The organism is Parapedobacter brassicae, assembly GCF_051400755.1.
In the GTDB taxonomy this organism is placed as follows: domain Bacteria; phylum Bacteroidota; class Bacteroidia; order Sphingobacteriales; family Sphingobacteriaceae; genus Parapedobacter.
On record NZ_JBLFFL010000008.1, the window covers coordinates 86,026 to 97,090 of the forward strand.

General features: G+C 47.7%; 9 protein-coding genes. 3 read left to right on the forward strand and 6 right to left on the reverse strand.

All coding sequences use genetic code 11. From position 1 onward, the window contains the following. Positions 1-66: 66 nt before the first annotated feature. From ACMGDE_RS17905 to ACMGDE_RS17925, 5 genes are all read right to left on the reverse strand, one after another. Entirely contained in the window at positions 67-1,383 is a 1,317-nt protein-coding gene (locus tag ACMGDE_RS17905) for a RagB/SusD family nutrient uptake outer membrane protein (RefSeq protein WP_436834198.1), read from the reverse strand. A gap of 112 nt (positions 1,384-1,495) precedes the next feature. Continuing rightward, on the reverse strand, positions 1,496-4,918 hold the full coding sequence (locus ACMGDE_RS17910; protein WP_436834199.1) for a SusC/RagA family TonB-linked outer membrane protein: 3,423 nt from the start codon (positions 4,916-4,918) through the stop codon (positions 1,496-1,498). Between the two features lie 243 nt (positions 4,919-5,161). Further along, positions 5,162-6,343, reverse strand: a complete 1,182-nt coding sequence (locus tag ACMGDE_RS17915; protein WP_436834200.1) for a FecR family protein — start codon at positions 6,341-6,343, stop codon at positions 5,162-5,164. 108 nt (positions 6,344-6,451) lie between these two features. Continuing rightward, the gene (locus ACMGDE_RS17920; protein WP_436834201.1) at positions 6,452-7,036 is read right to left on the reverse strand and encodes an RNA polymerase sigma factor; all 585 of its coding nucleotides are present in this window, start codon (positions 7,034-7,036) and stop codon (positions 6,452-6,454) included. A 264-nt stretch (positions 7,037-7,300) separates the two neighbouring features. Beyond that, on the reverse strand, positions 7,301-8,413 hold the full coding sequence (locus ACMGDE_RS17925; protein ID WP_436834202.1) for a hypothetical protein: 1,113 nt from the start codon (positions 8,411-8,413) through the stop codon (positions 7,301-7,303). Positions 8,414-8,495: 82 nt separating this feature from the next. On the opposite strand from ACMGDE_RS17925, the gene ACMGDE_RS17930 reads away from it, so the two are divergent. Further along, positions 8,496-8,762, forward strand: coding sequence for a hypothetical protein (locus ACMGDE_RS17930; RefSeq protein ID WP_436834203.1), 267 nt, complete (start codon positions 8,496-8,498; stop codon positions 8,760-8,762). Between the two features lie 280 nt (positions 8,763-9,042). Here ACMGDE_RS17930 and ACMGDE_RS17935 read toward each other — a convergent pair whose 3' ends face one another. Then, on the reverse strand, positions 9,043-9,609 hold the full coding sequence (locus tag ACMGDE_RS17935) for a Crp/Fnr family transcriptional regulator (RefSeq protein WP_436834204.1): 567 nt from the start codon (positions 9,607-9,609) through the stop codon (positions 9,043-9,045). Between the two features lie 74 nt (positions 9,610-9,683). On the opposite strand from ACMGDE_RS17935, the gene ACMGDE_RS17940 reads away from it, so the two are divergent. Both ACMGDE_RS17940 and ACMGDE_RS17945 read left to right on the forward strand, forming a co-directional pair. Next, the gene (locus tag ACMGDE_RS17940; protein ID WP_436834207.1) at positions 9,684-10,373 is read left to right on the forward strand and encodes an HAD family hydrolase; all 690 of its coding nucleotides are present in this window, start codon (positions 9,684-9,686) and stop codon (positions 10,371-10,373) included. Positions 10,374-10,375: 2 nt separating this feature from the next. Then, positions 10,376-10,999, forward strand: coding sequence for a CatA-like O-acetyltransferase (locus ACMGDE_RS17945; protein WP_436834205.1), 624 nt, complete (start codon positions 10,376-10,378; stop codon positions 10,997-10,999). Positions 11,000-11,065 lie beyond the last annotated feature (66 nt).

Sequence of the window (11,065 nt, forward strand, 5' to 3'; positions counted from 1 at the left end):
CAATAGTTGAAAGTTAAATATTGCCTTTACAGATTTTAATGCAGTATTTAACTTTCCTGATAGCTGTCAATACCCGGGATTTTGATGCAGACTGGGGGCACTGTTTAATTCTGACTGTGGCAGTGGATATAGCTGATCTGTTGTCTGCCAGGCCGACCCTTTTTGGCTTAATACCTCATCCACTTTTCCCCACCGTTTTAAATCAAAAAAGCGATGGCCCCATTCGGTGAACAACTCCACACGGCGTTCCTGTTCCAGAGCCAAAAGTAGCGATTCAGCTGTAGCCGCAACTGTAGTGGGAAGGCCTGCCCGACTGCGGATGATATTTAGATCCGCCTGTGCGCCGGATATATCGCCCTGTCGCGCGCGCGATTCCGCCCGGATCAAATAGATTTCTCCCAACCGTACCACCATAGAAGACTCCGTCTTGGGTAACGGGCCCCACCCGACTTTATATTTATAAGCGTACACGTAGGGGGTCAGTGTCGAAGAAATCCCTTCTTTCACCCATGATGACCGACGACCATCCCCGTTTTCAAAGGCGTCCAATAAGCCGGTAGCTAAATCGAAGTTGGCCCCGTTTAGGAAATTCGTGTTTTCGTCAACGATAAATGCACGCCCTTCGTGTGTATTGGTAATATTGCCGCCACCCACAGACGGCAGTTGCCAGATGGCCTCTTGGCTGCCATTGAGGAACACTCCATCCAGTTCGGTCAATGCATATCGTTCATTGTCTTCAATTACGGCCGAGGCATAGTTTTCGGCACTTGCAAAGTCGTTGATGTACAAATGCGCCCGTGCTAACAGCGCCCGCGCCGCGCCTTTAGTCGGTCTTACTCTTTCTTGTCCAACGCCTTGGAAATTGCCACTTAGGTAATCTGCGCTCAATAGCTTCTCCGCTTCCAGTAGATCAGCTATAATTTGACCATACACTTCCGCTTGGGGAGAACGACTCAAACCCATTGTTACTGTGTAGTCCGTTGTCAATGCTAATGGGACGTCGCCGTAAAAATTGACGAGATAGAAGTAGTAAAATGCGCGAAGGAAAAACGCTTCGCCCAATAACTGTTGCTTGACATTGGGGTTCAATGTGTTGGAAGCCATTAATCCTTCAATTGCTGCATTAGCCCGATACACCTTGTTATAGAAGTTGTTCCATGAATTAGGCGATACCGGTGTCAATTCATTCGTAGCCAATGCTATCAGCTCAGGAGCAGTAATCCCGTTTGTTCCTTCAACCTTTAGTTCATCGGAGGATAATCCCGCTACTACTGAGGTTGATTTTACGCCCTGGCCGGGCAAAACGTCCTCCTGGCTCATCCTCATATATATGCCGGTCAGTACAGCGATTGCGGATCCATCGACTGCATATGCGGATTCCATTGTTTGGCTGGTTACTGGAGCTTCTAATTCAATGAACCTTTCGCAACTAACCATGAAAACAAGAAGGGGGATGAAATAATATCGTTTTATCATCTTTTTCATAATAGGTGATTTATAAAATAACTTGAAGGCCTAAGGTTAACATTCGAAGGGGCGGCAGCACCGCTCCCCTGCTTTCAGGGTCATAACCTTCATAATCGGTCAGTGTCCAGAGATTCTGCCCCTGCGTATATACACGAATATTTTTTAGTCCCGAACGTTGTAGTATTTTCTGGGGTATCTGATAGGAGAGCATTAGATTTTTCAGTCGAATATACCCTGCATTAGTGAACGCAGCATTACTGTAGCTCGCGGCGTAAAATGCGTTGTAAGCCTTACTAAGTGGGTCTAAGATGAAAAAACTTGTACTATAGCGCTGAGTCTCGGCGATGTCACCCAGTTGCTTCCAGTTATTATTAATTACCGATAATGGCACATTCTGACTAGGAGTACCAGCTGGATATCGACCAAAATAATAGTTAGCACCCAATTGGTTGACAAATTGCAACAGCAAATCAAGCTGTAATCCTTTGTAACTTAACGAAGTATTAAGACCCCCATAATATTTAGGATCGTTGTTCAACAGAATCGTACGGTGATCATTGCTGTATGGATCCAGATCGGACCTTACATTTCCTTCTGAATCCCTAAATTGGTACAGTCCCGTTTCGGGATTTACACCGGCAAAATCAAAATACCTGTTTGTGTTGATGGACCTCCCGATGACATAGGTTTGTGCATATGGTGATACATCCAAGTCTTCGAATGCCAGTAGCTTATTCCGTGGAATCGTAATATTAAAGCCCGTTGTCCACCTGAATTGACTGCTTTCTATATTGACCGTGTTGATCGTGATTTCCCAACCTTTGTTTTGTACGGTAGCCGGAAGGTTTGCCGACACCCCATTAAATCCCGTCATGGCAGGTAAGTTGAAACTCAATAACTGGTTGGATGACCGGTTATCGTAATAATCGAAATTGGCCAGGATCCGATCATTGAAAAAGCCAATATCCAATCCAATTTGCAGTTTACGCGTCTCCTCCCACTGCAGATAGGGATTGGCATGACCAACTGCTTCTATTCCGGTGGATCCGGGCTGATAGGGTACGGAAATGTCGATACCTGTGACGCTATTATACCGAGGCAAATACTGATAGTCCCCGATCTGGTCATTACCGGTGGTCCCGAAGCTAGCCCTCAGCTTTCCGAAACTCAGTAGCCCACCATCCTTATTGAAGAAACTTTCTTCGGAAAATAACCAAGCTCCGGCAACGGATGCAAAGGTGTTGAATCGGCTTTCCGGGCCAAACCGGCTGCTGCCGTCCCTCCGGATATTTGCATTTACGATGTATTTATTGTCCAAATTGTACTCCAACCGGCCAAAAATGGCGTTGTACCGATACTCGGAAATAAGGCCGCCGCCAGCTACTGAAACCGATGATGCGGCCGAGAGGTCCTCCATGACTACATCGCTGTTGAAACCTTGTGCTTCCAGCACTTTTCTGTTCCTTGAAGTCTGTTGAAACGTAGAACCCAATAGGGCATTCCACTGGCTTTTTCCCTTGGTCGACCGATAGGTTAGCTGTGGCTCAAAATTCCACGAATTGATACTTCCATCCGACACCCGTGTTGAACGAACGAAGCTGGGGAAAATTGGATCTGCAGGATTTATTACTGTGCTGGGAATGGTTTGCAATTCATTAAGATCCATTCTGTTGTAACCAACGAGTGCCTTGATATCCAATCCATCCAGTATTTGATAACCCACTGTTGCATTTCCGATTAGGTTATTCGTATTTGCCTGGTATTTTCCTTCTGTTTGGGCTAAGGGGTTGTCAAAAATAAAGGTGCCTAAATCGGGTTCCCATTGCCAGTTCAAAGAGCCATCGGCATTGTACAGCGCTGGAGCGTTGGGGGGTAATTCGAATGCTATGCCGGTTAGGTTCACCCTGGGCAGCGCATTCCGATCAACCAGATACTGGGCGGATAAACCAATCCGCAGTCGTTGGTTGGCAGACGTATTGTTTAGGCTAAACTGCACAGAACCCTGCCTGTCGCTGAAGTCGCCCGGTTGGACACTCGTCTCCCTATTGAAATTGCCTCCCAAACGATAATTGGTATGGTTACTTCCACCGGACAAATCCATCCGTACATCGGTATAATTCGCCGTGCCACCGATAAGCTCTTTCTGCCAGTCCGTATACCGTGTAGGATCGTAGAACAACAAGCTGACCAATGCGGCTCGCCGACTTGGTTCGGTCCAAGGCGCTTCGTCAAAATTGGTAACACCATCATTTCGGAAGGCCTCCCTTACCATTTCGAGAAACTGTTGCGTATTTGCCAATTCCATCGTGCGCGTCACTTTTCCCCGGCCGTTGTTTACATTCACGTCCAGTTGGGTGTTTCCCGGTTTTCCTTTTTTGGTGGTAATCAGGATGGCCCCATTGGCTGCACGGCTACCATAGATGGATGTGGCGTCCGCGTCCTTCAACACACTGATGGACTCTATATTAGATGGGTTTATGAAGGCTAATGGACTACCGCCGCCGGTGCGTATCCCGTTAATGTTGCCCAATAATTCTGCTGGATAGGGAACACCATCAACGACATAAAACGGAAGATTTCCGTTAAATCTCATACTGTTATCGCCCTGAACCCGTACCTTGAATCCCGAACCAGCAAAACCGGATCCCTGTTCGATAAAAATTCCCGGAATGCGGCCTTGAATCGCACTTAACACATTGGTCACCGGGGATTTTTCAATATCTTTTGCGCTGACCGAAGCTACGTTACCAGTGCTTAGCCTCCGGCTTGTTGTACCATAGGCGATGACTTGTACTTCATCAAGTGGCGATACCGAAGCTTTCAACACAATGGTCAGCCTGCTTTGCCCGTTCACAGCCACCTCCTGCGACTCAAACCCGACCATACGGATTTGCAATGTGGCATCTGGTGGTACGTTTTGGAGCATAAACTGACCCTGCCGATCCGTTGAAGTGGTCAGGTTTCCGTAACGGATAGTCGCGCCCTGCACGGGTTGGCCCAGTGTGTCAACGATCAGACCGGTTAGTGGCTGTTGGTTGTTTAGTTCTTTTGTTTCGGCTGAAAAAAAATCTTTAACCCGGTCCGTGATGGATTTCTCCCTTTCCTCAATCAGGATCGTCTTATTTTCTATCGTATAGCTTAGCGGAAGGTCTTTCAGCACCTGCTGGAGTACCGATTCCAGTGGCATATCCTGTGCCTTTACGCTCACGACCGTGGACGTCTTGACCTTATCGGCGGACCACAGGTAGTCGTATCCGGTCTGCCTGTTGATTTCCCTGAACACCTCCCTGAGCGTGATGCGCTCCTTGGACAGCGTGACCTGTTGGGCCAGTCCTGCGGCACTGACATGGATAAAAGCAACCGTCATCAAAATCGCCACCAACTGCATCATGAATAGGATTCTTTTGTAATGATGCACCCAAGGCGCATCCTTTGTATAACGTTTATACATTCCTGCGAAATTCGATACAACCGCGGGGCCTGTGGGAAGCCATTACTTGCATGGATGCACAAGATTGCCTACGTTTGTATACTGGTTAAAAACTAAAATTGATTCACTCTCATTTTTTGGTACCGGCCAGTTCTAACATTCAGGGGCGTTGCAACCGCTCCTGAATTTTTTGTTTTGGCTACATGCTTTTTTGTCTATCCTGCATAGGCTGTTCAGTTTAGTGGTTAGTCCGTGTTTTATTTCTTATTCTTTAGGCAATACGATAATCCTGCGATCCCGGATTTCAAACCGGACGCTTCCGACGCGCTCGAGCATCCGAAGGACGGCGGATACCCTGTCGTGGCGGGTCACTATTCCCTCAAATGACTCATTCCTGAGCGAAGGTTCGGTGAACTCCACGTCCACGTCATACCATCGCGCAACCTTACGCATGATGCTTTCCAGCGGTTCCTCACTGAAACGGAACATACCCGATTTCCAGGCGATCGCTCCGTCGACATCGGCTTCGCGCACCGTTGCCTCCCCGTCCCGCACGACGGATTGCTGGCCGGGGGATAGGATAACCGGTGATCGGTGATCGGTGGTCGGTGACTGGTCTAGCGTATTACCTATCGCCTTCACTTTCACTTTCCCTTCCACCAACGTGGTCCTGATATCCGGTTCATCCGCGTAAGCGGCAATGTTGAACTCGGTGCCGAGCACCTCGATTTCCTGCCCGCGGCTGCGCACCCTGAACGGCCTGTTGCGATCCTTGGCAACGGCGAAATAACCTTCGCCGGTAAGTTCCACAACGCGCTCATCGCCATCAAACCTGGAAGGATACGTTAAGGTGGATGCCGCATTGAGCCAAACGCCGGTGCCATCGGGCAATGTCACCCGATAGGTGCCCCCGACCGGGGTAGCCAGCTCCAGCGGCAGCGCGACATCGTTAAAATTGTCTGTCTGCAAAATCAGCCCTTCAATGGGCTGGCTGTCTGCATACCGGATGTTTTCGCCATCCATCAATATGCCGGTCTGGGCGGTATCCAATTGGTAAGACTGACCGCCTGCCACCTTCAATGTCGCGCGGTTGCCACCCGGCATAATGTCATGGGCACCGGCGATACCCGACCGGCCGTCAAAAAGCCGGTCCCCCAGGAAATACCATGTGCCGGAAAGCGTTATCAACAGGACGGCGGCGACGGCACCGATGCGGGACCAGTACCTGATGCGCTTCATCCTGGAATCCGGCTGATGCAGGCCGGCACGCTGCAGCGTCCCCTGCCAGATGGCATCTTTCAGGAACAGGAAATCCGCCTCATCCTCGGAAAGCCGCTGCGCGGCCTGTTCCTCGTGGTACCACCGTTCCAAGCGCGCCCGTTCTTCCGGAGTGGCCAGTCCCTGATTGTATTTTTCAACTAATGCTTTTGCCTCCTGCCTGGTCATGCTGTAACCTGTCTTTTGTTATAAAACAGTTGAGGACGTAGGTATAGGGTAGAACGGATATTACTTTTTTCGCATTATTTGTCCGCCTACGGGACAACCACCTGGTTACTAATGGATAAATATCAGGATGGCAATGCCCGCTCCGATGGCGTGAAGCTTCGGCTTCAGTATCCGGAGCGCGTTCTGCACCTGCTTCCTGACGGTCTGTTCAGAAATATTGAGGTGTTCGGCGATTTCCTTATGGGTCAGGTTATGCTTGCGGCTGAGCTCGAATACCTCGCGCATCCTGGGGGGCAGGTTGGCGATTTCGGCCTCGACCGCTTCGGCCATATCCCGCTGGTCCAATGCGTCCATTGTTTCGGTACCGGCCTCGGTCATGTACGCTGCCACCGAGCCGAGGTAGTCATTCTTTACTTTGTTCTGCTGGATGAAATTGAATACCCTGTTTCTTGCCGAGAGGTACAGGTGGCCGGACAACTTGGTTTCGGGATTGATATCCGCCGCTTTGAGCCACAATGCACTGAACATGTCCTGGAGGACGTCCATTGCATCGTCACGGCTGCGCAGCATTTTATAGACATGGATGTACATGGGGGACCAGTACCGGTCATAGATTTCGGTAAAAGCGGCCTGATCACCCGATTTCAACTGGGCAACCAATTCCCTGTCCGTATATTCCGCATATTCTGCCATGTCCGCATCATACTTCCGAACAAATGTATACAGAAAATAGCATTGGTTCCCAGTGGTGTGGAGAATTAAGGGGAATTTTTATGAACACCTGCCCCGCATCGCGGGATTCTGCCGGACGCCGCTCCGGTATTGGTTTTACCCCATTCACAATATGGAGCCTGCTTTTGCGTTAAGGATGGGTTTAGGTCGATTAAGAAAGGTCCGGCTAATCCCAAAATGCCAGGCTTATCGTTTTCATCCCCTGTGGTCACAGGAAGTTCCGGATTAGCTGTTCGGGACAAACGTGAAGGAAATATTGCCGGGAAAGTTTTTGTTCACGAAGGACGAACCGAAATAGAAATTGTACCCCAGACGGAAAGCCGACGATATGGCGATACCAAAACTGACCTGATGGAAATAGAAAGACCTTTTGTCCCCTTCACGGCCCAGGTTACTGTAAAACAGGCTGTTTCCGGAAACCTTGGCGAACCTGAAATTGCTGTAGAGCGTGAGCACCTCCAGCACGCCTGAGTAAAATACGGAACCTTCCAGCCCTGCGTTGATGTTGTAAGCCACGTTGTCGCTACTGGTTCCAAGCGTCGGAATGTCAATCCCTACCTTGGGAGCCGCATGCAGTTTGATGGAGAAGAGGTCGGTGGGCATTGCATCCAAAATGGGGTAACTGACGTTGAACACGCCGTTGCCGCCGCCCCCCAGCAGGCGTTGCGTAGCATCTTTCTTGGTTTCCTCGCTGTTCTCGTCTTCCCCGTTTCCGCTGGCTGCCTGCCTGTTGCTGATCAACGCGCCGAATCCTACCCTCAGAAATCCATAGTAGTCCGCATAGAGTTCGTTGAAAAGCGATGCGGTGCCGCCGTCGGGGGCGTACGTCAGCAACGAATTGCTTAGAAACTTTGCCTTGGAATCGGAAGCGGCGCCATTGTAATATACCTGTGCGGCAACCGCGTTCCCGACCGGAAAAAAGATCCGGCCTTCGGCCAGACGCTTCTGATACTCAAAAACCTTGACCTGCCGACGCAGGTCCTGGACCGTTTTCATCTTTCCCTTCCAGACCTCCGCCGCCTGTTCCGCCGCCAGACGGTAGGTCTGCAACTCATTTTCATCTACCGGAGCTACCGAAAATTCCACGGCATCCTTATACGCCGAATACGCCGCCGTTTTCTGTTTCTCCGCCTCCTCTTCCAATTTGGCTATCAGGTCATCGTAATCTATGGCTAAGCCGGCGACCGCCAGTTGTGCGACCGTGTCTGCGTCCCTGCCAGCTGAACCCGCGGAACGCGACCGTGGGGACGATTTGGCGAACCCAAATGGAATTGTCTGCGCACTGCAAAAGAAATACGGCCAAATGGCAACTAGGAATAGTAAAATTTTAGGATTCATTTTTTTGATTCATTTATGACGTGAGGATTGTACCGGATCATGCATCCCGGGAAGATTAAGCAAGCACCGCAGGTTAGATGGGATGAACATATTCCGGCCTTTCGTTGTGGTAAATTTCAGGATTCTGCGCGAAGCTGCAAATACCCAGTACTGGGTATTTATGTGTTTCCATTACCCGCCGGAAAACCGATTGGAAAGCGCTGTTTCGGGAATGTCGGCGGGGTGGCAACCGATCACGGCCGATGACGAGCCGGATAGCATTGTCGTGCTGCAATTATTGATAGCCGGGAGAAAAAAAACCATTCTGTGGCCGGTGTTATTCCCGGCTATCGTCCGGCTTTCCCGCTGACAGGCATACCCGCTAGGCCGCATAAATACCTAGCTCGGGCATTTGTCCAGATTCCGCTCCCATTCCCGCACAACTGCGGGGTTCATCTCCAAGAATCTGTCGGGATTGAGGATGGTTGTCCACCACGCAGATCTACGCCAAGATACTCAACGAGAAAGTGGGTAAGGATATGCAAAAGGTATCGCACAGATTTAAAGGTTTGGAACGCTCTTTTGTGGCAAGCCTGTAAAACAACACGGCCCACCGTTTTAAGCAGCGGGCTGTTTTTATGTATTCAAAATCATTTCGACAAACTTTTAAACGCCCTGTTCAAACTTCTTACCGTAACACCAAGATACGAAGCCATATCTTCTTTTGAAATGGATATTTCCTGTTTGGATTGCAGTTCCACAAGTTTACCCAAACTATGCTCAATGGTGTATAGCTGTTGATATGAAGCCCGACTTGCTGTATTGATAATACGTTCCGCAAAAATATCTAACAGCAGATTGTTCAGTTTAAGGTCGCCTTTGATAAGTTCCGAGAAATAGTCGGGAGCAATGGCATAAACTGTTACATCTGTCAACGCTTCGATATTGCATAGGCAGACGATTTTACGGATAAATTCAATTTCGCCCAAGATTTCGCCTTTGCCTAAAAATTCGAGTATATATTCTTTGTCGTTGTCTTCCGTAAAAAAGCATTTGGTAATGCCTTCTTTTATAAGCATTACTTTCGTTGCTTTTTCTTTTTGAAAAAATAACTTTTGTCCTTTGGCATATTGCTTTACGATAATGTTTTCCTTACGTTCCTGTTGTTCGTAAAGCTCCTGCACATAAGCTAAAAATGATTGGTTTGTTCGTAACATATATCAGTCGGGACAAATGTCCTTTTTTTGGTTTTTCCCTTTGTTGAGTTTTGCCAAAAATACAAAGTAAAGGAATGAAAGACAGCATAAAAACAATAGCGTTGGACGCAGACGATACTTTGTGGGTAAATGAGCCTTATTTTCATGAAGCAGAAAAACAATTCTGTACATTACTCGAAAATTATCTGCCTCAACATTCGGTGTCGCAGGAACTGTTTAAAACCGAAATGAAAAACCTGCACCTGTATGGTTACGGAGTGAAAGGCTTTGTATTGTGTATGATTGAAACCGCAAGCAGGATTTCCAATCGCACCGTCTCGTTGGAGCTGATTGATAAAATCATCGCCATAGGACAGGAACTTTTGCAGAAGCCTATCGAACTATTACAGGGCGTGTCCGAAACTTTGGAACAGTTGAAAGGCAGATACAGGTTGATAGTAGCCACCAAAAGCGATTTATTAGACCAAGAACGGAAGCTGAAAAATTCGGGATTGGAAAGCTATTTTCATCATATCGAAATAATGAGCGACAAGAAAGTAAGCGATTATCAAAAACTGTTAAAGCATTTGGACTGCAGGCCCGAAAATTTCCTAATGTTGGGCAACTCCATTAAATCAGATATACTGCCTGTATTGGAGTTGGGCGGATATGGCGGGCATATTCCGTACCACGTAACGTGGACACACGAACAACACGAACACAATCTGAAACACGATAATTTTGTAGAACTGAAAAGCATTGACGGCATTCTAAATTATTTATAGAAATGACAACATTAATAGATATTGAACAATGGAACAGAAAAGAACATTTTTTATTCTTTTCCCAATTTGAAGAACCGTTTTTTGGCGTTACGGTAAACATAGATTGCACACAAGCGTACAAAATTGCCAAGCAAAAAGACAATTCATTTTTTCTGTACTATTTATTCAGAGCATTGAAAACAGCCAATGAAATTGAAAATTTCCGATACAGGATTATCGACAAACAAGTTTATCTTTTTGAAAGTATAAACGCTTCGCCTACTATCAACCGACCAAACGGCACTTTTGGTTTTGCCTATATGGATTATTGCCAAGACGAAAACGATTTTTATGCAGGAGCGTTAAGAGAGATTGAACGAGTACAGCAGTCCAATGATTTAATACCCGCGGTTTCGGGAGAAAGCGTTATCCATTTTTCGGCTATTCCTTGGATAGACTTTACAGCTCTTTCCCACGCCCGAAGTTTTTCCTATCCCGACAGCTCGCCCAAAATCTCTTTTGGAAAAGTAACCGAGAATAATGGAATAAAAACAATGCCTGTTTCTATTCACGTACACCACGGACTAATGGACGGCTACCACGTTGGATTATTTGTGGAGAAATTTCAGAAGCTGATGAGAGTGTAACTTAAACTGTGTCACTGGATAACCGGATAAAAAATAATAAATTCGAATATCCAAGTGACATGTTAA

What these genes read in the sequence shown, in the direction of transcription:
- ACMGDE_RS17905 (WP_436834198.1), bottom strand. Translation starts at nt 1,383, where the DNA reads ATGGAATCCGCATATGCAGTCGATGGATCCGCAATCGCTGTACTGACC.
- ACMGDE_RS17910 (WP_436834199.1), bottom strand. Translation starts at nt 4,918, where the DNA reads ATGTATAAACGTTATACAAAGGATGCGCCTTGGGTGCATCATTACAAA.
- ACMGDE_RS17915 (WP_436834200.1), bottom strand. Translation starts at nt 6,343, where the DNA reads ATGACCAGGCAGGAGGCAAAAGCATTAGTTGAAAAATACAATCAGGGA.
- ACMGDE_RS17920 (WP_436834201.1), bottom strand. Translation starts at nt 7,036, where the DNA reads ATGGCAGAATATGCGGAATATACGGACAGGGAATTGGTTGCCCAGTTG.
- ACMGDE_RS17925 (WP_436834202.1), bottom strand. Translation starts at nt 8,413, where the DNA reads ATGAATCCTAAAATTTTACTATTCCTAGTTGCCATTTGGCCGTATTTC.
- ACMGDE_RS17930 (WP_436834203.1), top strand. Translation starts at nt 8,496, where the DNA reads ATGAACATATTCCGGCCTTTCGTTGTGGTAAATTTCAGGATTCTGCGC.
- ACMGDE_RS17935 (WP_436834204.1), bottom strand. Translation starts at nt 9,609, where the DNA reads ATGTTACGAACAAACCAATCATTTTTAGCTTATGTGCAGGAGCTTTAC.
- ACMGDE_RS17940 (WP_436834207.1), top strand. Translation starts at nt 9,684, where the DNA reads ATGAAAGACAGCATAAAAACAATAGCGTTGGACGCAGACGATACTTTG.
- ACMGDE_RS17945 (WP_436834205.1), top strand. Translation starts at nt 10,376, where the DNA reads ATGACAACATTAATAGATATTGAACAATGGAACAGAAAAGAACATTTT.